This window comes from Streptomyces sp. E-08, from assembly GCF_049913095.1.
Taxonomy (GTDB): Bacteria; Actinomycetota; Actinomycetes; order Streptomycetales; family Streptomycetaceae; genus Streptomyces.
This window is the reverse complement of record NZ_CP183971.1, coordinates 2421274-2442446: the sequence shown is the minus strand read 5'-3', so window position 1 is coordinate 2442446 and position 21173 is coordinate 2421274. Positions and strand designations below refer to the sequence as shown.

Annotated in this window: 20 protein-coding genes and 1 riboswitch; of the genes, 8 read left to right on the top strand and 12 right to left on the bottom strand. The window is 71.9% G+C overall.

Annotated features, from left to right (window positions below):
- Positions 1-2: 2 nt before the first annotated feature.
- Together ACN9MM_RS11150 and ACN9MM_RS11145 are read right to left on the bottom strand one after the other, a co-directional pair.
- A complete protein-coding gene (locus tag ACN9MM_RS11150; protein ID WP_426363468.1) occupies positions 3-650 on the bottom strand; it encodes a hypothetical protein in 648 nt (215 codons plus the stop codon).
- Positions 643-1425 carry an alpha/beta hydrolase gene (locus ACN9MM_RS11145; protein WP_426363467.1) on the bottom strand — a complete coding sequence of 261 codons (783 nt, stop codon included), beginning with the start codon at positions 1423-1425 and terminating at the stop codon, positions 643-645. Before ACN9MM_RS11145 ends, ACN9MM_RS11150 begins: the two co-directional genes overlap by 8 nt.
- A 188-nt stretch (positions 1426-1613) precedes the next feature.
- On the opposite strand from ACN9MM_RS11145, the gene ACN9MM_RS11140 reads away from it, so the two are divergent.
- The 4 genes from ACN9MM_RS11140 (at position 1614) to ACN9MM_RS11125 (ending at position 5327) form a co-directional block, all read left to right on the top strand.
- Positions 1614-2345, top strand: coding sequence for a lysophospholipid acyltransferase family protein (locus ACN9MM_RS11140; protein ID WP_426363466.1), 732 nt, complete (start codon positions 1614-1616; stop codon positions 2343-2345).
- Between the two features lie 33 nt (positions 2346-2378).
- Positions 2379-3590 carry a MacS family sensor histidine kinase gene (macS, locus tag ACN9MM_RS11135; RefSeq protein WP_426363465.1) on the top strand — a complete coding sequence of 404 codons (1212 nt, stop codon included), beginning with the start codon at positions 2379-2381 and terminating at the stop codon, positions 3588-3590.
- Positions 3587-4258 (top strand): response regulator, encoded by a 672-nt coding sequence (locus ACN9MM_RS11130; RefSeq protein ID WP_426363464.1) that lies wholly within the window; start codon positions 3587-3589, stop codon positions 4256-4258. The genes macS and ACN9MM_RS11130 overlap by 4 nt, the downstream gene beginning before the upstream one ends.
- A 70-nt stretch (positions 4259-4328) precedes the next feature.
- Complete coding sequence (locus ACN9MM_RS11125) at positions 4329-5327, top strand: 2-hydroxyacid dehydrogenase (RefSeq protein ID WP_426363463.1); 999 nt, start codon at positions 4329-4331, stop codon at positions 5325-5327.
- Between the two features lie 38 nt (positions 5328-5365).
- On the opposite strand, the gene ACN9MM_RS11120 is transcribed toward ACN9MM_RS11125, so the two are convergent.
- The 3 genes from ACN9MM_RS11120 to ACN9MM_RS11110 form a co-directional block, all read right to left on the bottom strand.
- Complete coding sequence (locus tag ACN9MM_RS11120; protein ID WP_426363462.1) at positions 5366-7240, bottom strand: anthranilate synthase family protein; 1875 nt, start codon at positions 7238-7240, stop codon at positions 5366-5368.
- Positions 7241-7347: 107 nt separating this feature from the next.
- On the bottom strand, positions 7348-7407 hold the full coding sequence (locus tag ACN9MM_RS11115; protein WP_382859564.1) for a trp operon leader peptide: 60 nt from the start codon (positions 7405-7407) through the stop codon (positions 7348-7350).
- Positions 7408-7504: 97 nt separating this feature from the next.
- Complete coding sequence (locus ACN9MM_RS11110; RefSeq protein WP_426363461.1) at positions 7505-10288, bottom strand: N-acetylmuramoyl-L-alanine amidase; 2784 nt, start codon at positions 10286-10288, stop codon at positions 7505-7507.
- A 149-nt stretch (positions 10289-10437) separates the two neighbouring features.
- Between ACN9MM_RS11110 and ACN9MM_RS11105 the strand changes: the two genes are divergently transcribed.
- Entirely contained in the window at positions 10438-11838 is a 1401-nt protein-coding gene (locus ACN9MM_RS11105; protein WP_426363460.1) for a class II 3-deoxy-7-phosphoheptulonate synthase, read from the top strand.
- Positions 11839-11960: 122 nt separating this feature from the next.
- A complete protein-coding gene (locus ACN9MM_RS11100) occupies positions 11961-12209 on the top strand; it encodes a (2Fe-2S)-binding protein (protein WP_426363459.1) in 249 nt (82 codons plus the stop codon).
- A gap of 16 nt (positions 12210-12225) precedes the next feature.
- Here the strand turns inward: ACN9MM_RS11100 and bfr are convergent, their stop codons facing one another.
- The gene (bfr, locus tag ACN9MM_RS11095) at positions 12226-12702 is read right to left on the bottom strand and encodes a bacterioferritin (RefSeq protein ID WP_073806778.1); all 477 of its coding nucleotides are present in this window, start codon (positions 12700-12702) and stop codon (positions 12226-12228) included.
- Between the two features lie 178 nt (positions 12703-12880).
- On the opposite strand from bfr, the gene ACN9MM_RS11090 reads away from it, so the two are divergent.
- Positions 12881-13537 carry a sulfite oxidase-like oxidoreductase gene (locus ACN9MM_RS11090; protein WP_426363458.1) on the top strand — a complete coding sequence of 219 codons (657 nt, stop codon included), beginning with the start codon at positions 12881-12883 and terminating at the stop codon, positions 13535-13537.
- Positions 13538-13564: 27 nt separating this feature from the next.
- Here ACN9MM_RS11090 and ACN9MM_RS11085 read toward each other — a convergent pair whose 3' ends face one another.
- The 6 genes from ACN9MM_RS11085 to thiO form a co-directional block, all read right to left on the bottom strand.
- On the bottom strand, positions 13565-14161 hold the full coding sequence (locus ACN9MM_RS11085; RefSeq protein ID WP_426363457.1) for a DUF4396 domain-containing protein: 597 nt from the start codon (positions 14159-14161) through the stop codon (positions 13565-13567).
- Positions 14162-14247: 86 nt separating this feature from the next.
- A complete protein-coding gene (locus ACN9MM_RS11080; protein WP_426363456.1) occupies positions 14248-15108 on the bottom strand; it encodes a deoxyribonuclease IV in 861 nt (286 codons plus the stop codon).
- 6 nt (positions 15109-15114) lie between these two features.
- Positions 15115-17001 (bottom strand): Stk1 family PASTA domain-containing Ser/Thr kinase, encoded by a 1887-nt coding sequence (gene pknB / locus ACN9MM_RS11075; RefSeq protein ID WP_426363455.1) that lies wholly within the window; start codon positions 16999-17001, stop codon positions 15115-15117.
- A gap of 579 nt (positions 17002-17580) precedes the next feature.
- A complete protein-coding gene (locus ACN9MM_RS11070) occupies positions 17581-18375 on the bottom strand; it encodes a thiazole synthase (RefSeq protein WP_426363454.1) in 795 nt (264 codons plus the stop codon).
- 3 nt (positions 18376-18378) lie between these two features.
- A complete protein-coding gene (thiS, locus tag ACN9MM_RS11065) occupies positions 18379-18579 on the bottom strand; it encodes a sulfur carrier protein ThiS (RefSeq protein WP_426363453.1) in 201 nt (66 codons plus the stop codon).
- A complete protein-coding gene (thiO, locus tag ACN9MM_RS11060; RefSeq protein ID WP_426363452.1) occupies positions 18576-19739 on the bottom strand; it encodes a glycine oxidase ThiO in 1164 nt (387 codons plus the stop codon). Before thiO ends, thiS begins: the two co-directional genes overlap by 4 nt.
- Positions 19737-19850: riboswitch (TPP riboswitch) on the bottom strand. (Overlaps the previous gene by 3 nt.)
- A gap of 133 nt (positions 19851-19983) precedes the next feature.
- Between thiO and ACN9MM_RS11055 the strand changes: the two genes are divergently transcribed.
- Positions 19984-21156 carry an NAD(P)/FAD-dependent oxidoreductase gene (locus ACN9MM_RS11055; protein WP_426368717.1) on the top strand — a complete coding sequence of 391 codons (1173 nt, stop codon included), beginning with the start codon at positions 19984-19986 and terminating at the stop codon, positions 21154-21156.
- Positions 21157-21173: the final 17 nt, after the last annotated feature.

Here is a 21173-nt window from a genome sequence, read left to right as displayed (position 1 = left end):
TCCTACACGACCGCTCCGCGGCCCGGGTCGTCGAAGCCGTCGTCGTCATCGTCGTCGTCGTGCTTCATACGGCCCACCAGGGTCGCGAAGCCGCCCAGGAAGCCGCCCACGCAGAGCGTCGTCAGCCACCAGGTCATGTCCCACTGGAGCAGGACGGCGAGCAGCATCAGGACCGGGCCGCCGACGACCGCGAGCCAGGCGAACTTGGTCGTCGCGTCCGCCTCCGGGAGCGGGGGTGGCTCCGGCGGGACGAAGTGGCCCTCGTCGGAGCCGCCCGGCGCGTCGTCCGGCTCGGCCGGCGCGTAGTCCCGCGGGCCCCCGGCCCGCACTCCGGGCGCGAACACGATCGAGCTGCCGAGCGCGGGCCGCTCGGGGCCCTCCTCCGGCTCCTCGTCCGCCTCGGGCTCCTCGGGCGCCGGTTTCGGCCTCGGCTTCCAGGCCGTGCCCTTGATGGGCCGGATCTCCGGGGCGCCGTCCTCCTCGTCCTGCTCCTCGGGCTCGGGCAGCGACAGGTTCTCGACGGGCCGGAAGGGCTTCGCCCCCGGGGGGTCCGCGGGCTCCTCGCCGTACCCGGCGACGATCGCGGCCCAGGCCGCCTCCTCGTCGATGGGCTGCGGCTCCCGCCCGTCGCCGTCCTGCTGCTCAGCCACCGCTCCTGCTCCCCTTCCCGTCGACCAGATCCGGGGCCAGACGCTCGACGAAGGCCAGGCTCTCGTCGAAGATCCGCTCCGCGTCATGGTCCAACGTCGCCACGTGGTAGCTCTGTTCCAGCAGGACCTCCCGGACGTCCGTCGAGGAGATGCGGGAGAGGATGCGGGCCGAGTCGACGGGCGGCACGACGTGGTCCTGGGGGCTGTGGAGCAGTACGACCGGCTGGGTGACCTGCGGGAGCTGCGCGTCCACCGCCCGGAAGAGCTGTCGCAGGGAGTGCGCGGCGTGCAGCGGCACCCGGTCGTAGCCGACCTCGACCGCGCCCTCCTTGGCGATGTCGCTGGCGATGCCCTTCGTGGACGGGACCAGGTGCCGGACGACGGGCAGTGCGTGCGCGGCGAGGCCGTGCACCTTGTTGCCGGGGTTGACGAGGACGATGCCCCGCACCGCGTCTCCGTGCTGGGCGGCCAGCCGCAGGGTCAGGGCCCCGCCCATGGAGAGGCCGAAGACGAAGACGGTCCGGCACCGTTCCAGGAGCTCGCGCAGGGCGCGGTCCACCTCCGCGTACCAGTCGTGCCAGGTGGTGAGCTGCATGTCCTGCCACCGCGTGCCGTGGCCGGGCAGCAGCGGCACCGAGACCGACAGGCCGCGCTCGGCCAGGTACTCGGCCCACGGGCGCATCGACTGCGGGGAACCGGTGAATCCGTGACAGAGAAGGACGCCGACCTCTCCGCCCTCATGGCGGTACGGCTCGGCTCCGGGAAGGACCGGCACCGGGGTCTCCTGTTCGGTTGCGACTCCGGCGTCCTCGGGGTGCGCCGGAGCGACGGCAATGGGGAAGGACCTTCACGGTACGCGACCGGACCGACACCGACCAGGGCCGTAGCGGGGGCCGTGCGTCGGTAGGGGATAAAGTCGTGGCGACGGCACACGGAAGGCATGGCGAATTGATCTACGGCGCAATGAAGTTCTCCATCGGAGGGTCCCTGAAGCTTGCCTTCCGGCCCTGGGTGGAGGGTCTGGAGAACATCCCCGCCGAGGGGCCCGCGATCCTCGCCAGCAACCACCTGTCCTTCTCGGACTCCTTCTTCCTGCCCGCCGTGCTGGACCGCAAGGTCACCTTCATCGCCAAGGCCGAGTACTTCACCACCCCGGGAGTGAAGGGCAAGCTCACCGCGGCCTTCTTCAAGGGCGTCGGCCAGCTTCCGGTGGACCGCTCGGGCGCCCGCGGCGCGGGCGAGGCGGCCATCAAGGCCGGCATCGAGGTCATCGAGGGCGGCGGGCTCTTCGGGATCTACCCCGAGGGCACCCGCTCGCCCGACGGCCGCCTCTACCGGGGCAAGCCCGGCGGTCTGGCGCGCGTGGCCCTGGCCACCGGCGCGCCCGTGATCCCCGTCGCCATGATCGACACGGAGAAGATCCAGCCGCCCGGCAAGGTCGTCCCCAAGCTGATGCGCCCGGGGATCCGGATCGGCAAGCCGCTGGACTTCTCCCGTTACCAGGGCATGGAGGGGGACCGCTTCATCCTCCGCTCGGTGACCGACGAGGTCATGTACGAGATCATGAAGCTGTCCGGCCAGGAGTACGTCGACATCTACGCGACCGCCGCCAAGCGGCAGATCGCGGACGCGGAGAAGGCGGCCAAGGAGGCCGTCAAGGCCGAGATCGCCGCTCGGGAAGAGTCCGGCGCGTAGGTCCCCGCGAGGGGTTTTCCGGGGGTGGGGGAGATGGCCAAGCGCGAGCGTGTCGTGCGCATGTCGGTCGAGCAGCCGCTGTGGCGGGCACTGACCGGCTACCGCGTCCTGACGATGGTCTACGCGGTCCTGCTGGTCGCCTTCGGCCGGGATCGGTACGAGCGGCCGTGGATCGCCGTCGTCTATCTGACGGTGCTCTGCTGCTGGACCCTGGCCACCCTGCCCAAGGTGGCGAACGCGGCCAGCTGCACCAAGCGCTTCCTCGGCGCCGACCTCACCGTCGCCCTCGTCGGCATCCTCCTCACCCCGCTCGCCGACGCCCAGGCCCAGTCGTTCGACGGCCCCACCCTGCCGTCGATATGGACGGCCGGTTCCGTCCTCGCGTACGCGATCAAGGGCGGCTGGCGCTGGGCCGGCGTCGCGTCCTCCCTGGTCGCCGTCGCCAACATCGTCGAGCGGGGGCATCCCAGCCGGGACACCTTCCACAACGTGCTCCTCGTCTGGGTCGCGTCCATCGCCATCGGCTACGTCGTCGAGGTCGCCCGCGCCTCCGAGCGCACCCTCGCCCGCGCCCTGGAGATCGAGGCCGCGACCCGGGAGCGGGAGCGGCTCGCCCGCGACATCCACGACAGCGTCCTCCAGGTCCTCGCGATGGTGCAGCGGCGCGGCACCGCGCTCGGCGGCGAGGCCGCCGAACTCGGCCGGATGGCGGGGGAGCAGGAGGTGGCCCTCCGCACCCTCGTCGCGGGCGGTCTCACCCGGCCCAGCCTGGTCTCCGAGGACGAGTCCGAGGGCGCCTTCGTCCGGGTCGTCGAGGTGGACGACGAACCGGACGACGACACCCCCGTCGACGTCCGCGTCCTGCTCGCCCCGCGCGCCGGGTCCCGGGTCACCCTCTCCGAGCCGGGCGCCCCGGTCCTCCTTCCGCAGCCCGCCGCCCGTGAGCTGGCCACCGCGGTCGGCGCCGCCCTGGACAACGTCCGGGTGCACGCCGGGGAGGACGCGCACGCGTGGGTCCTGATCGAGGACTGGCCGGACGAGGTCGTCGTCACCGTCCGGGACGACGGCCCCGGCATCCCCGAGGGCCGTCTCGCGGAGGCCTGGGGCGAGGGCCGGATGGGCGTCGCCCTGTCCATCCGGGGGAGACTGCGGGATCTGGGCGGTTCGGCCGAGCTGATCTCGGTCCCGGGCCAGGGCACGGAAGTCGAGTTGAAGGTTCCACGGGGGAAGGCAGGGGAGAAGTGAGCGAGCAGCGGATCAAGGTGATGGTCGTCGACGACCATCCGATGTGGCGGGACGCGGTCGCCCGCGACCTCGCGGAGGCGGGCTTCGACGTGGTCGCCACCGCAGGCGACGGCGAGCAGGCGGTGCGCCGCGCGGTCGCGGCCGTTCCCGAGGTCCTCGTCCTGGACCTGAACCTGCCGGTCAAGCCGGGCGTCCAGGTCTGCAAGGAGCTCGTCGGCGGCCGCCCCGAGCTGCGGGTCCTCGTCCTCTCGGCGAGCGGTGAGCACGCCGACGTCCTGGAGGCGGTGAAGTCCGGTGCCACCGGCTACCTCCTCAAGTCGGCCAGTACGGAGGAGCTGATCGACGCGGTGCGCCGGACGGCCGTCGGCGACCCCGTCTTCACCCCGGGCCTGGCCGGCCTGGTCCTCGGCGAGTACCGCAGGCTCGCCTCCGAGCCCGCCCCGGCGGCCGGCGCCGACGAGCCGAAGGCCCCGCAGCTGACCGAGCGCGAGACCGAGGTCCTGCGGCTCGTCGCGAAGGGCCTCAGCTACAAGCAGATCGCCGAGCGCCTGGTCATCTCGCACCGCACGGTGCAGAACCACGTCCAGAACACCCTGGGCAAGCTCCAGCTGCACAACCGTGTGGAGCTCGTCCGGTACGCCATCGAGCGAGGACTCGACGACGCCTGAGACGGCCGGGCGTCACGACGGGTCGTATATTCGCCGATATACGGCCCATCGTGACGTTGAGGGGAAACGCGTGGAGATCCTGGCATTCGGCGTGCAGGCGGACGAGAAGCCCCTCATCGAGAAGGCCTTCGAGGGACACCACGACGTCCGCTGCGTGGGCGTCTTCCTCACCGAGGACACCGCCCCCATCGCCGCCGGCTACGAGATCGTCTCCACCAGCGTCAACGCCAACCTGAACCACCGCGTCCTGCAGACCCTCGCGGCCGGCGGGACCCAGATGATCGCCCAGCGCTCCACGGGCTTCAACAACATCGACCTGGAGGTCGCCGAGCGCCTCGGCATCACCGTCGCCCGCGTCTCGTACTACTCGCCGTACTCCGTCGCCGAGTTCGCCTGGACCCTCGCCATGGCCGTCAACCGCCGGATCGTCCGCGCCTCCAACCGGACCCGCGACTTCGACTTCCGGCTCGACGGGCTGATGGGCCGCGACCTGCGGGGCCGTACCGCCGGCGTCCTCGGCACCGGCAAGATCGGCGAGGCCTTCACCCGGATCGCCCACGGCTTCGGCATGGACCTCCTCGGCTGGGACGTCGCCGAGAACCCCGCCTGCGTGGAACTCGGCATGACGTACGTCGACAAGGAGCGGCTCCTCGCCGAGGCCGACCTCGTCAGCCTCCACGTGCCGTTGCTCCCCGCCACCCAGCACCTCGTGGACGCCGCCGCCCTCAAGGCCATGAAGGACGACGCCATCCTGGTGAACTCCAGCCGCGGCGGGCTCATCGACACCGAGGCCCTCGTCACCGAGCTCAGGGCCGGCCGCTTCACCGGCGTCGGCCTGGACGTGTACGAGGCCGAGGCCGGGCTCTTCTTCCTCGACAAGTCCCTGGAGGTCGTCGAGGACGACACCCTGGCCCGCCTCGTCACCTTCCCGAACGTGGTGGTCACCTCCCACCAGGCGTACTACACGAGCGACGCGGTCGGCCAGATCATCGACACCACCGTCCAGAACGTCCTCGACTACACCGCCGGGCGCCGCAGCGAGAACGTCCTGGTCCCGAGGGCCTCCTAGGGGCTGTCGTCACCTTCCCGTCTGCCCCGCGACACCCCCTAGACCAGCACCCCCGCGAGCAGCGACGCCGTCAGCGCGGCCCCGTCCAGGGTGAGCACCGACTCCGGGTGGAACTGCACCCCGGCGAAGCCCGGTCCGCGCAGGGCGTGCACCTCGCCGGTCTCCGCGTCCCGGCTCACCTCGATGCGGTGCAGCGCCAGCTCCGTCGCCGTCCGGTCGTCGCAGCGGGCGGTGAAGCTGTTGTAGAAGCCGACCGTCCGCTCCTGGCCGAAGAGGTCGATCCGCAGCTGCGCCCCCTGGAACGGCGTCCGCTTGCGGACGATGTCCAGGCCCAGTTCGGCCGCGATCAGCTCGTGCCCGAGGCAGACGCCCAGGAGGCCGTGGCGGTGGCCCCGTACGAGCTCCGCCGTCAGGCCGCGCAGGAACCGCATCTTCGGGTCGGCGGCGTCCGAGGGGTTGCCCGGCCCCGGCCCCAGGACGACCGGCCCCTCGTGGGCGAGCGCCAGCTCCCGCAGCCCCGGCTCGTCGTACCGCAGCACCGACACCTCAAGGCCCGAGGAGCGCAGCACGTGCGCCAGCATCGCCGTGAACGTGTCCTCGGCGTCGACCACCAGCGCGTGCCCCGCCAGCTCCGCCGAGCGGACCTGCATCTTCAGCCAGAACGGCGCGAGGTCCGCGCGGCGCGCGTCCAGCGCGGCCCGCACCCGGGGGTCGTCGGCGAGCCGCGCGGGCGCGGTGGCGCTCGCCTCCGGAGCCGGCCGGCCCTCCCGCACCCCCAGGGCCGTCAGGACGCCCGCCGCCTTCGCGTGGGTCTCGGCGACCTCGCCCGCCGGGTCCGAGTGCCGCACCAGCGTCGCCCCGACCGGCACCCGGAGCCGGCCGTCGGACGCGATGTCGGCGGTACGGATCAGGATGGGCGAGTCCAGCGTCTGCGCCCCGCTCGCGTCCGTACCGAGCAGGGCGAGGGCGCCCGCGTAGTAGCCGCGCCCGCCGCTCTCGTGACGCTCGATCACCCGGCAGGCGTTCTGCACCGGGGACCCGGTGACGGTCGCCGCGAACATCGTCTCCCGCAGCACCTCCCGCACGTCCAGCGAGGAGCGGCCGCGCAACTCGTACTCCGTGTGCGCGAGATGGGCCATCTCCTTGAGTCGCGGCCCGACCACCACCCCGCCCATGTCGCCGACCGTGCACATCATCTTCAGCTCCTCGTCCACCACCATGGAGAGCTCCTCGGTCTCCTTGCGGTCGGCGAGGAAGTCCAGCAGGTCCTCGGCGGTCGGGGCGGCCCCGGCCGGGTAGCGGTACGTGCCGCTGATCGGGTTCATCACGACCGTCCCGCCCGACATCCGGACGTGCACCTCGGGGCTCGCGCCGACGAGCGTCCGGTCCCCGGTGTGCACCACGAACGTCCAGTACGCGCCCCGCTCGCCCGCGAGCAGCCGCCGGAACAGGGCGAGCGCGTCGGTGCGCCCGAAGCCCGGGATCTCGCCCGTGTAGGTGCGCCGGATGACGAAGTTGGCCCCCTCTCCGGAGCCGATCTCCTCGTCGATGACCCGCCGCACGGTCTCCGCGTAGGCCTCGTCGGAGACGTCGAAGCCGCCGCCCTCCACCCGTACCTCATGGCTCGGCAGTGCGGCGAGGGCCTCGTCGAGCGGCAGCTCGTGGGACTCGTCGGCGACGAGCACGGAGAGCGGGGTGCCGTCGTCCCGCACGTCGAAGCCGCGCTCGCGGATCTGCCGGAACGGCACGAGGGCGAGCGTCGGCAGCGGGCCCACGGGCAGCTCCGCGAGGCGCTCGGCCTCGTGGACCCGGCCGATCAGCACCTCGACGGTGTCGTGGTCACGGCCGGGGGTGCGGCGGCGGAGCAGGGCGAAGGGCGGGCAGGAGTCGTCGAGGAGACGGGAGAGGTCCATGGGGCGGGTCGTTCCTTCCGGGTGGTGTACGGAGAGGAGGAACGGCCCCGGGTACGAGAAAGGCCGCCCCTCGGGCGGCCTTCGCGTGTCAGTCGGTGTACGCGCGATCAGTGGGCCGCCGGATGAGCGGTCCACCACCAGTTCTGGATCTGCGACGTGTACGACATGCGAGCACTGTAACCCAGCCGGGCACGGGAACGGGGTCCGTCCCGCACCGTGGACGGTGTGGAACGGACCCCGCGGCCTTCCGATCCGATGGTGGGATCAGACGATCAGGTTGTAGGTCCCCCAGCCGCCGCCGACCGAGACGCGGGTGGCGTACGGGTTCGGGTAGCCGTTGGTGTTCTTGTAGAACCACAGGCCGCCGGCGGCGTCCCGGGCTATCAGGTCGGGCTTGCCGTCCTTGTCCAGGTCGCTCGGGCCGACCATGACGTTGTAGACGCCCCAGCCGCCGCCGACCTTGGCACGGGTGGCGTACGGGTTCGGCGAGCCGCCCGTGTTCTTGTACATCCACAGCGTGCCGGTCGTGTCGCGCGCGATCAGGTCCGGCTTGCCGTCACCGGTCATGTCACCGGTGCTGATGAGCTCGTTGTAGACGTTCCAGCCGCCGCCGACCCGGACCCGCGTCGCGAAGGGGTTCGGCGAGGCGCCCGTGTTCGTGTACAGCCACAGGACGCCCGAGGCGTCACGGGCGATCAGGTCCGGCCGCCCGTCGGCGTTCATGTCCCGCGCGCCGAGCAGCTTGTTGTAGACGCCCCAGCCGCCGCCGACCTTGAGCCGCGCCTTGAACGGGGAGGAGGGGTTGCCGCTGCCCTTGTAGTACCAGAGCACGCCGTCCTTGTCCCGGGCGACCATGTCCCCGGTCCCGTCGGCCCGCAGCGCCGTCATCGGCTGGATCGCGTTGTACACGCCCCACCCGGGCCCGACCCGGTACCGCGCCAGGAACGGCGAGGCACCGGAACCGGCACCCTGGTACTGCCAGAGGACGCCGTCCTTGTCGCGGGCGATGACGTTGTAGCGGTCGGTGGTGGCGACGGCCGGCTTGGCCGCGACCTCCTTGACGTCGCTCGCCTTCACCCACGCCAAGCGGTGGTTGTAGCGGATCGGGATGAAGATGTTGGTCGTGCCGACGACCCGGGTGCCGTCCTTGTTGTACGCGCTGTAGTAGTAGTCGCCCGGCACGGGGTTCCCGGCCTTCGCGTACGACTGCCCCGCCGGGAGGCTGTACTTGGTCAGCGACGCGTTGTTGTTGCTCTGGACCGGGACACCGGTGCCCGCGTAGGCGGCGTCCTCGGGGTAGGTGCGGCCGTAGACCGGGATCGACGCGGCCCCGTCCTTCGCGGTGATCGCCGTACCCGAGTTCACCGGGGCCGTGTACTGGCCGCCGGGGTTCTGGAACCAGGCCTTCTTGCCGCCGTACCAGACGGCGGTCCAGTCGGTCCGCGACTCGGCGACGACGTGGGTGCTGCCCGCCGTGACCTTGTTCGTCCAGTTGGCGCCCTCCTGCCAGTTCGCCGTGACGTACGGGTCGGTCAGCGCCTTGGTCTGGTCGGCCACCGGCTCCGAGTACAGGTAGCCGAAGTTGACCGGGAGCGGGACGGTGGTCTTGGTGACCCACTGACCGTCGACCTTCTCCGTGTACTTCATCGCCTGCTGGTTGGCCGACGTGAAGGGCGGGACGATCCGGACGAGCTGACCGGCCTGGAGGAGGCCGCCCGCACCGCCGGCACCGGTGGGCGCGCCCACCAGGCTCATGAAGTGGTTCCAGTCCCAGAACGGGCCCGGGTCCCAGTGGTCCTGGATCGTGGTGTCCAGGATGCTCGGCACGTCGTCGTGGCCGATGACGTGCTCGCGGTCCAGCGGGATGGAGAACTTCGCGGCCAGGTACTTCACGAGGGCCGCGGACGACTCGTACTCCGGCTCGGTGTACCAGCCGGCGTCGCCCTTGATGGCGTAGCCCTCGTGCTCGATGCCGATCGAGTGCATGTTGAGGGTCTTGTTGCCGGCGTGGTACGCCTCGTTCTTGGTCTCCACCATCTGCGTCACGCGGCCGTCGGCGCGGACGATGTAGTGGGCGCTCGCGTAGCTGAGCGGGTTCTGGAAGACCGCCACCGCGCCGTCGTGCGAACCCTCGATGTCGTGGATGACGATCTGGCGCACGTCGAAGCCGCCCGTGCCGCGGCTCGCGATGTTGTAGTTGCCGTCGTTCTGCGAGTAGGCGGCGGGGATGAACGTGCAGACGGGAGCCGTCGCCCCGGTCGGGCACTCGGCCGCCGGGGTGTCGGTCGCCGCGGCGGAGCTCGCGGTCAGCGGGACGTTCGACGGCTTGACGGGCTCCACCGACGGGTCCGCGGGCAGGACGACCTGCTCGCCGTCCGCGGTGACCTCCTGCTCACCCGTCCTGATCGACTCGAAGACGCGCTTGGCGAAGAGGTCCGCGCCCTTCCGGTCCGAGGACTGGCTGTAGCGCGCGACGGCCGGGTACCAGACGCCCGGGTCGTCGGACAGCTCCGCGCCGGCCTGCTTCTGGTAATCGGCGAGCAGGGCGGCGCCGGCCCGAATCGAGGCCTCGCTGTCCCGCTGGACCGTGTCGGTCGAGCCGTCGATCAGCTCGGCGGCCTTGTCCAGGGTGTGCAGCGCGGGGCTGGAGGTGTCGACCTTCTTCTCGGGGAGAGAGGCCAGCGCCTTCTTCTTGTCGAACTTCTTCTCGATGCGGGGGTCGCCGCTGCGGTTCATCAGATCGAGCAGCTGCTCGTCCGTGTCCTGCTCGACGTCCTCCGGGTCGACCTTGGTCAGCCCCATGACGTTGTACGCGCCGGTGGTGCTCGGCTGCCCGTCGTGGGACTCCCAGCGCGTCTGCCGGTACGACACGGCCATCAGCACGCTCTGCGGCACGTCGAACTCGCGCGCCGCGTTTGCGAACTGTTCCTGGAGGGAAGCCTCACCACCGGGCTTGTTGTCGCCCGCCGCGCCGAGAAGGCTCGGTGAGGCGACCGCGATGGTGCCGATCGTGGCGGTGGCGACGACGGCCGCCGCCGCTCCGTACAAGAGTCGTTTCTTCTTGCGATCCCTGCGGTGCCTCTGGGTCACGCCCACCCCTGTGAATTCGACTTTGCTCTTGTTAAACGGGCCAGAGGGTAACACCACTCGATGGAATGAAGATCCCGATGTGACATTTCGGGCGCGCGTCTCAGTCCATGGGCAGGGGGACAGGACCGGACGAAGAACCCCGTAATGTTGTGCATGTGACCGTGAACGCTGATTCCCACGCCGTCGCCAAGGCGACCTGGCGAGACCTGCCCGCGGCGCAGCAGCCCGAGTACCCCGATGCCGAGGCTCTGCGCGATGTGATCGCGGACCTCGAGTCGTATCCTCCGCTCGTCTTCGCCGGCGAGTGCGACCAGCTGCGCGCCCGGATGGGAGCCGTCGCCCGTGGCGAGGCGTTCCTGCTCCAGGGCGGCGACTGCGCCGAGGCCTTCGACGCCGTGTCCGCCGACCACATCAGGGCCAAGCTCAAGACGCTGCTCCAGATGAGCGCCGTCCTCACCTACGCGGCCTCCGTGCCCGTCGTGAAGGTCGGCCGCATCGCCGGCCAGTACTCGAAGCCCCGCTCCAAGGGCACCGAGACCCGCGACGGGGTGACCCTGCCGACCTACCGCGGCGACTCGGTCAACGGCTTCGACTTCAACGAGAAGGCCCGCATCCCGGACCCCGAGCGCCTGAAGCGGATGTACAACGCGTCCGCCTCCACGCTCAACCTGGTCCGCGCCTTCACCACCGGTGGCTACGCCGACCTGCGCCAGGTGCACGCCTGGAACCAGGACTTCGTGAAGTCGTCCCCCTCGGGCCAGCGCTACGAGGCGCTCGCCCGTGAGATCGACAACGCCCTGAACTTCATGAAGGCCTGCGGCACCGACCCCGCCGAGTTCAAGGCCGTCGAGTTCTACGCCTCCCACGAGGCGCTGCTGCTCGACTACGAGGGCGCCCTGACCCGTACGGACTCGCGCACCGGCAAGCTGTACGACACCTCCGGCCACATGGTCTGGATCGGTGAGCGCACCCGCCAGCTCGACCACGCCCACATCGAGTTCGCCTCGCAGATCGCGAACCCGATCGGCATCAAGCTGGGCCCGACCACCTCGGTGGACGACGCGCTCACCTACATCGACCGTCTCGACCCGGACCGCGAGCCGGGCCGGCTGACCTTCATCGTCCGCATGGGCGCCGACAAGGTCCGCGACAAGCTCCCCGAGCTGGTCGAGAAGGTCACCGCCTCCGGTGCGGTCGTCGCCTGGGTCACCGACCCGATGCACGGCAACACCTTCGAGGCCGCCTCCGGCCACAAGACCCGCCGCTTCGACGACGTGCTCGACGAGGTCAAGGGCTTCTTCGAGGTCCACAAGGCGCTGGGCACCCACCCGGGCGGCATCCATGTCGAGCTCACCGGTGACGACGTCACCGAGTGCGTGGGCGGCGGTGACGAGATCTTCGTCGACGACCTGCACCAGCGCTACGAGACGGCCTGCGACCCGCGGCTCAACCGCAGCCAGTCGCTCGACCTGGCGTTCCTGGTCGCGGAGATGTACCGCGATCAGTAAGTAGGTTCCTACGGAGATGGGGCACGGATCGCTGTGATCCGTGCCCCATCGTCGTATCCGGGGCTTTTGGGGCTCCGGGGTGCCGGGTAAGGTTAGGTTAGCCTTATGGATCCCGGTGGGAGGTGAACCGCGTGTACGTCTGCTCATGCTTCGGTGTCACGGAGAAGCAGGTCAAGGAGCACGCGGACGCGGGTGCCTGCACGCCCCGCCAGATAGCCTCCGCCTGCAAGGCCGGCACGGACTGCGGTTCCTGCGTCCGTCGCATCCAGGCCATTCTCGGGCGCGGCAGCTGCCCGCGACGCGACCTCCTGGACCAGGGCATGCCCGCCCTGACCACGGAGGCGGTCGCGGAGCTCGGGGAAGCGGCCTGAGGCCTCCGGGCGGGTCCTAGCTGGGCTGCTCGATGAGCGTCGAGATGTACAGCGCCTCACCCAGGGACTCGATCAGCTCCAGCTGCGTGTCCAGGTAGTCGATGTGGTGCTCCTCGTCGGCGAGGATCTCCTCGAAGAGGTTGGCGGACGTGACGTCCCCCTTGGCCCGCATGACCTCGATCCCGCGCTTCAGCCGGTCGATCGCCTCCACCTCGACCTGGCGGTCCGCCTGGAACATCTCGGTGAGCGTCTGGCCGACCCGTACGTGGAAGAGCCGCTGGTAGTTGGGCAGGCCGTCGAGCATCAGGATGCGCTCGGTCAGCTTGTCCGCGTGCTTCATCTCGTCGATGGACTCTTCGCGGGTGTACTTGGCGAGCTTCGTCCACCCCTTGTTGTCCTGGATGCGGTAGTGCAGCCAGTACTGGTTGATGGCCGTCAGCTCGCCGGTCAGCTGCTCGTTGAGGAACTCGAGGACCTCGGGGTCGCCCTGCATCGCTTCAGGATCCTTCCACGCTACGTGTCCACACCGTCACCGGGCGGGATGGCCGCATCCTCGCACCCCTAATGGGGGGCGTCCAGTAAGTGCAGGCTTAGTCGGAGTTGCCCGAATCGAGTCGCCCGGGTGGTCGCCTGGTCATGACCACCCCTCGCCGTCTGTCACCATGGATGACATGGGTCAGCCGGAGAGCGGAGTACACCGGGAAGCGGGTCAGCCGGATCGTTCGCCGGACCTTCCGCCGGATCTGCCGCCGGGACAGCGGCTCCAGCGCGGCTGGCCGGTCACCCATTACGGGCCCGTCCCCAAGTTCAAGCCCGACCGCTGGGAGTTCCGCGTCTTCGGGGCGACGGCCGACGGGGACAAGCGCTGCTGGAACCACGAGGAGTTCTCGGTCCTCCCGTTCTCCACGGTCGAGGCCGATCTGCACTGCGTCACGAAGTTCAGCATGCTCGGGGCCGAATGGGGTGGTGTCCGCGCCCGCACGGTCCTGGAGCTCGCTCCGCCCGCGCCCCACGTGACGCACGTGATGGTCTGGGCCGAGTACGGCTACAGCGCCAACATGCGGCTGGCCGACTTCGCCTCGGACCGTACGATCTTCGCCACCCACAAGGACGGGGAGCTGCTCACCGCCGAGCACGGTTTCCCGCTGCGGCTCGTCGTCCCGCACCTGTACGCCTGGAAGGGGCCCAAATGGGTCCGGGGCGTGGAGTACATGGCGGCCGACCGCCGGGGCTTCTGGGAGGAGCGCGGCTACCACAACCTCGGCGACCCGTGGACGGAGCAGCGCTACTCGTACCAGGAGGAACCGGGAGACGGCCCGGAGCTGTAGCAGCTCCGGACCGCCCGTCCGGTCCGTTCAGTGGTGGTACTGGTGGACCACCGCGTGGCCCTTGCCGCGGCCGATCATCCACTTGTTGACCGGGGTCGTGACCACGAACGCGGTGGCCAGCGAGATGGCCAGCACGACCCAGAAGAGCGGCTCGTCGAGGTGCGCGTCCATGGCGCCGGGCCAGAGCGCGATGACGCCGTTGTCGATGAGCTCCATGACGGCGATGGAGAGGGTGTCGGCGGCGAGGGCGACCTTGAACGCCGTCCTGAAGTCGACGCCGGCCGACAGGATGCCGCGCAGGGTGAGCGCGTAGCCGAAGAAGAAGGCCAGGACGATCGCGAGGATCATCGTCGGCACGTTGCCCCAGCCGAACGCCGTACCGATGATCATGCCGAGGACCTCGCCGATGGCGCAGCCGGTGAGGCAGTGGAGCGTGGCCTTGGCGGCCATGGACCAGGAGACCGTGCCGGGGGCGTGGTGGTGACCGGCGTGGCCTTCGTGACCGTGGTGGGCGGTGTGGTCCTCGTGGCTGCCGTGACCGGTGTGGTTCTCGTGACCGGCGTGGCCTTCGTGGCCGTCGTGGGCTTGATGGTGTCCGTGGTGCGCGTGTGCGTCGTGCTGCATGGGAGTGCCCCCAACCCCGAATAACCGTTCTGTCGTCGACAAGAACGGTATACCCCCCTGGGGTATTCCTCAAGGGGAGGTGATCATCAGCCCCGGCGCTCGCGGAGCTTCTTCAGGAGCTCGATGTCCGCGACGTGTCCCTCCTTGCCGCCCGGGGTCTCGATGATCAGCGGCACGTTCTCGGTGGCGGGGTGCCGCAGGAGCTTCGCGAACGCCTCCTCGCCGATGTGACCCGCGCCGATGTTCGCGTGCCGGTCCTTGTGGGCGCCGACGACGTCCTTCGAGTCGTTGGCGTGGATCAGCTTCAGGCGCCCCTCGCCGACCGTCTCCACCAGCAGGTCCAGGGTCTGCGTCGCGCCGTGCGGGCCCGCCAGGTTGTGCCCGGCCGCGAAGATGTGGCAGGTGTCGAGGCAGACGCCCAGCTTCGGGTGGTGGTCGAGGGCGTCGAAGTACGGGCCGAAGTCCCAGGTCCGCGAGCAGAGCGAGAAGCCCTGGCCCGCCGTCGACTCCAGGAGCAGGTACGGATCGTCCTCGTGCGTCAGCTCGTCGAGGAGCGGCAGCATCCGCTCCCGCACCTGGGCGAGGGCCACCTCGCGCGGGCGCCCGCCGGTCGCCGAGCCGGTGTGCACCACCACGCCCTTCGCGCCGATCTCCCGGCCCCGGCGCAGCGAGTGCCGCAGCGACTCCACCGACTTCTCCACGGTGGCCTCGGTGTGCGAGCCGAAGTTGATCAGGTACGGGGCGTGCACCCAGGCCGAGATCGACCCGGCCTCGCACTCGGCCCGGAACCGCTCGTCCTGGGCCGGGTTGCCGGCCGGGGTCGCCCAGCCGCGCGGGTTGGCGACGAAGACCTGCACGGTCTCGGCGCCGAGCTCGCGGGCGTAGCCGAGGCCGGTCGTGGCGAGGCCACCGGCCACGGGGACATGCCCGCCGACGGGGTTGCGCATGAGTCTCTAGAGTCCCTTGATCGTGAGGGTGATGGTGGAGCCCTCGGGAGCCGTCTCGCCGCCCTCCACGGACTGGCTCGCGACCGTGTCGCCGAGGTAGGGGAAGGACTTCTTGACCTCCACCTCGAAGCCCTCGTCCTCCAGGGCCGTGCGCGCGTCCGCGGTCGACTCGCCGGTCACGTCGGGGACCTCGACCAGCTTCGGGCCCTTGGAGACGGTGAGGGTGATGACGTCGCCCTCGGCGGCCCGGCTGCCGCCGGCGAGGGACTGGGCCGCGACGCTGCCGGCGTCCTCCGGGGAGTTGATCCGCTCCGGGGCGACCCTGACGGTGAGCCCCTCCTCCTGGAGGAGGGCCGTGGCGTCGGCCACGGTCTCCCCGCTGACGTCGGGCACGTCGATGGGCGAGCCCTTGCTGACGACCAGGGCGACGGCCGAGTCGGGGCTGCGCTCGGTGCCGGGCTCGGGGTCGGAGCCGATCACGGAGCCCTGCGCGACGGAGTCGCTGAACTCGCGGGTGATCACCCCGGGGGCGAGCCCCTCCTCGCGCAGGATGCGCTGGGCCTCGGCGAGCGGCTTGTTCCTGAGGTTGGGCACCTTCACGATCTCCGGGCCCCGGGAGAGCGTGAGGACGACGGTGGCGTTGCCCCGGACGCGCTCGCCGGGGGCGGGGTCGACGGCCATGACCGTGCCGCGCTCGTACACGTCGCTGAAGGCGCGCTTCGTGGTGCCGACGTCGAGACCGGCGTCGGTGATGCGTTTCGTCGCGGCGGCCTCGGTCTGGCCGAGGACGGCGGGGACGCGGGTGAACTGGCCGGAATTGATGTACCAGACGCCGGCGCCCAGACCGAGGGCGAGCAGGACGGCGACGACGATCAGGAGAGGGCCGCGCGGGGGACGCCTGCGGGCGGCGGGCGGTGCCTCCGGGGCGGGCAGCCGGTTGGTGTGCTCGGTCGCCGCCGGTACGGGGCGGGCGATCACGCTCGTCCGGTCCTCGGCGGTGTCCCGGGCCTCCGTGCGGGACAGCGGGGGCACCGCGTCCAGCTGCTCGTCGCCGAGCCCGGCGCGGGCCTCCCGGAGCAGGGCGAGCAGGGCGACCGCGTCGTGCGGGCGGAGCTCGGGGTTGCGGGCCGTGGCCGCGGCGACCAGGTCGTCCAGCTCCGGGGCGAGCCCGGGGACGGTCGCCGAGGGAGCGGGCACGTCGGTGTTCAGGTGCTGGTAGAGGACCTGGGCGGGGGTGTCGCCGGCGTGCGGCTTGCCGCCCGTCAGCATCTCGTAGAGGACGACACCGCAGGCGTACACGTCGGCGCGGGTGTCGGCGGTGCCGTGCTCGATCTGCTCCGGCGCCAGGTACGAGACCGTGCCGAGGACCGAGCCGGTGGTGGCGGTCGCCGAGCCCACGGCCCGTACGAGACCGAAGTCCGCGACCTTCACCCGGCCGTCGTCCCCTATCAGGACGTTCTCCGGCTTCATGTCCCGGTGCACGAACCCGGCCCGGTGCGCGGCGCCGAGCGCGGCGAGCACCGGCTCCAGGATGTCGAGGGCGGCACGGGGCGAGAGGGCGCCGCGCTCGCGCAGGACGTCGCGGAGGGTGCAGCCGGCGACGTACTCCATCGCCAGATAGACGTACGCGCCCTCGGCGCCCTGGTCGAAGACGCCGACGACGTTGGGGTGCGCCAGCCGTGCGACGGACTTCGCCTCGCGGATGAAGCGCTCGACGAAGGCGGCGTCGGTGGCGAGGGCGGGGTGCATCACCTTGAGCGCGAGGACGCGGTCGAGGCGGGTGTCGACGGCCCGGTAGACCGTGGCCATCCCGCCGACGGCGATGCGCGCGTCCACGCGGTAGCGGCCGTCGAGCAGCCGCCCGACGAGGGGGTCCTGAAGGGTCGTGTCCACGGCGACGAGTCTACGAGGGCGGTGCGGGGGGCTTGCGCGGTCGGCGACGACTGCAGCCCACCTGTGACGAGCCTCGCGCCCGGTCCGGCCCTGGGCGGCGCCCACCACCCGGTGCGGCCCTGCCCTCCGGCCCGCGCGGGCCCTCGGCAGACCGGCGCCCCCGTGTGCGCCCGCGCCCGCCGTCGGTGCGGGCCGGCCGCCCGCTGCCGTGCGTCCCGCGCCGGGCGGGGCGGTGCCCCGCCGCCGTGTGGGCAATCGTCCCGCTGGGCGGGACGGGTGGGCACACGGGACGGCGCCCTCGGCGGGCGCCTCCGCCCCTTGTGCCTTGACCCGCACCTCCAGGGTGCCGCCACCTGTGGTGCGGGTCCAGGCTCGGAAGCCTCTGGCGCCGGCAAGGGCGCCGTTCCGTTGTGCCCACCCTCCCCCAAGCTCTCGGCTTCGCTCGAGCAGGGGGGACCCCCATCGCCCCGGCGGAACGCATGCCCACAACGGGGGTGGGAACCGCCCCGGCGGAACGCGTGCCCACAACGGGGTGGGCGCCGGACCGGCGAAACGCCCGCATCGCGCGGTGCGCGGCGGTCAGAAGGCCGGGCGTTCTGGGTCCAGGTGGGGGCGGCCCTCTGTGGGGGACGATGCTTCGGCGAAGTGGCGGCGCGGGATCCGCCCCGCCCGCCACGCCAGCCGCCCCGCCTCGACCCCGTGCCGCATCGCCGCCGCCATCAGCACCGGCTCCTGCGCCCGGGTGACCGCCGACGCCAGCATGACCGCCGCGCACCCCAGCTCCATCGCGAGCGCCGCGTCCGAGGCGGTTCCCGCGCCGGCGTCGAGGATGACCGGGACGCCGGCCCGTTCGACGATCAGCTGGAAGTTGTGCGGGTTGCGGATGCCGAGTCCGGAGCCGATGGGGGAGCCGAGCGGCATGATCGCCGCGCAGCCCACGTCTTCCAGCTTCCGGGCGAGGACCGGGTCGTCGTTGGTGTAGGGGAGGACGGTGAAGCCGTCGTCGACGAGGGTCTCGGCCGCGGCGAGGAGTTCCTCCCCGTCCGGGAGGAGGGTCCGCTCGTCGGCCACGACCTCCAGCTTGACCCAGTCGGTGCCGAGCGCCTCCCTCGCCAGGCGGGCCGTGAGGACGGCCTCGCCCGCCGTGTAGCAGCCGGCGGTGTTGGGCAGGACCTGGATGCCGAGGCGTTCCAGGACGGAGAGGACCGAGCCCTGGACGGTCGGGTCCAGGCGCCGCATGGCGACCGTGGTGAGCTCCGTACCGCTGGCGACGAGGGAGCGTTCCAGTACGTCGAGGCTGGGGGCGCCGCCGGTGCCCATGACGAGGCGGGAGGAGAACTCCGTACCGGCGAGGGTGAACACGTCGTCGGACATCGCTCAGCCTCCCTGCACTGCCGTGAGGACTTCCACCCGGTCGCCGTCGCCGAGCAGCGTCGTCGTCCACTCGCCGCGCGGCACGACCGTCTCGTTGAGCGCGGCCGCGACGCCGGAGCGGGCCGTGGTCAGGGTCGCCACGAGGGCGTCCAGGGAGAGGGGTCCGGAGAGCTCGCGGGCCTCTCCGTTCACGGACACGTTCATGCGGGCTGCTCCTGACGTACGGGAGGGGCGGGGGAGAAGCGGCGGGGGGTGAAGGGGCGCGCCTCGTCGGGGAGGGTGCCCGTGGTGAGCACCTCCGCCATGACGTCGCCGGTGACGGGGGTGAGCAGCACCCCGTTGCGGTAGTGGCCGGTGGCCAGGTGGAGGCCGGGCAGGGCGGTGGGGCCGAGCAGCGGCGCGTTGTCGGGGGAGCCGGGGCGCAGGCCCGCCAGGGTCTCGGTGAGCGGCAGCTCGGTGATGCCGGGGACGAGCTCGTGGGCGTCGCGCAGCAGCTCGTACACCCCGCCCGCCGTCACCGTGGTGTCCCAGCCCAGTTCCTCGCTGGTGGCGCCGACGACGAGTTCGCCGTTCGCGCGGGGCACCAGGTAGACGTGGCTGCCGCGGACGACGGCCCGGACGGTGCGGGAGAGGAAGGGGGCGTACGGTGCCGGGACACGCAGGCGCAGGACCTGGCCCTTCACGGGGCGGACCCGCGGGAGCACCTCGTCGGGCACGCCCGCGAGCCGCCCGCTGAGACTGCCCGCGGCGAGCACGACCTGGTCGGCCGTCAGCTCCTCGCCGTCGGCGAGGAGGACCCCGCGGGCCCGGTCGCGGACGACCGTGAGCCGCTCGGCGAGCGTGCGGTGGAAGACGACGCCGGCTCGTTCGCAGGCGCGCAGGAGCGCGGCGGCCAGCCGGCGCGGGTCGACCTGGTGGTCGCCGTCGACCCTCAGCCCGCCCCGGACGCCGGGCGCCAGCATCGGTTCGAGGCGGCGGCACTCGCGGCCGCTGAGCCACTCCGAGACGAGCCCGCAGCGGGTCTGCAGGGCGTGCAGTTCGCGCAGGTGGGCCCGGTCGTCGGCGTCGAGGGCCACGGCGAGGGTGCCGCAGGCGCGGTAGCCGACGTCGTGCCCGGCGGCCTCTTCCAGTTCGGCGGCGAACGCGGGGTAGCGCGCGGCGGAGGCGAGGTTGAGCCCGAGCAGGGTCTCCTCGCCGTAGTGGAGTTCGGTGACGGCGGCGAGCATGCCGGCCGCGACCCGCGCGGCCCCGCCGCCCGGGTCCGGGTCGACGACGGCGGTGCGCAGTCCGCGCTGCGCGGCCCGCCAGGCCGTGACCAGGCCGATGATGCCGCCCCCGACCACGAGGACATCGGAAGAACGCATGGGCGTCCAGCCCCTCCCTTCGCCGGCATGACCCGGATCAGGTTCGTACGGTCGGAGGCCGTCCCAGCCTCCCTCTCAGCCCGGTGCGTCCGGGCTCCCGCGAGTGCTTTACGCCCGCCAGACTAGCCCGCGTCCGCGGGGGGCCACAGACCCCACCCTTCCTGACGGTCCGTCAGATGCGTAAGGTGGTCGGGTGAGCGAGCAGAAGCAGGCACAGCAGCACGTCGTGATCGTCGGCGCCGGAATGGCGGGCGTCCAGACCGCCGTCGCCCTGCGCGAGCAGGGCTTCGCCGGCCCCGTGACCCTCATCGGGGCCGAACCCCACCAGCCCTACGACCGGCCGCCGCTCTCCAAGGCGATCCTGCTCGGCAAGGCCGAGGACTCCGCCTTCGAGATCGACTTCGAGGACCTCCGCATCGAGCTCCGCCTCGGCCTGGACGTCACCGGGCTGCGCGCCGCCGACCACGAGATCGACACCGAGTCCGGACCCGTCGCGTACGACGTCCTGGTCCTCGCCACCGGAGCCCACCCCGTCACCCTGCCCGGCGCCGAGGGCGTCCCCGGGGTCCATCTGCTGCGCACCCTCGACGACGCCGTGCGCCTCGGGCCGGTCCTGGAGCGCCGCCACTCCGTCGTGGTCGTCGGCGCCGGCTGGATCGGCGCCGAGTTCGCCACCGCCGCGCGCGAGGCGGGCTGCGCCGTCACGGTCGTCGAGGCCGCCGACCGCCCCCTCGCCGCGGCCCTGCCCGCCGAGGTCACCGCCCCCATGGCCGACTGGTACGGGGCGAACGGCGCCGAACTCCTCACCCACGCGCGCGTGCACACCGTCGAGCCCGGTGCGCCCGGCCGCGTCGTCCTCGCCGACGGCCGCGAACTGGCCGCCGACGCCGTCGTCGTCGGCATCGGCGCCCGCCCCGCCACCGGGTGGCTCACCGGCTCCGGCATCGCCCTCGACCCGAGCGGGGCGGTCACCGCGGACGACCGGCTGCGCACCTCCCTGCCCGACGTGTACGCCGTCGGGGACTGCGCCTCCTTCCCCTCCGCCCGCTACGGGAAGCGGCTGCTCGTCCACCACTGGGACAACGCGCTCCAGGGCCCCCGCGCGGTCGCCGCGGCGATCACCGGGTCCGCCGACGCGCCCTACGACCCGGTGCCCTACTTCTGGTCCGAGCAGTTCGGCCGCTTCGTCCAGTACGCCGGACACCACGCGGACGCCGACGAGCTGCTGTGGCGCGGCGACCCGGCCGACGACGCCTGGTCCGTGCTCTGGCTGCGCGCCGGGGTGCCGGTGGCCCTCCTCGCGGTCGGCCGCCCGCGCGACCTGGCCCAGGGCCGCAGGCTCATCGAGGCCGCCGTCCCGGTCGACCCGGAGCGCGCCGCGGACCCGTCCGTCCCCCTGAAGGCCGCAGTCCGGTAGGGCCCGACTACCGGCTG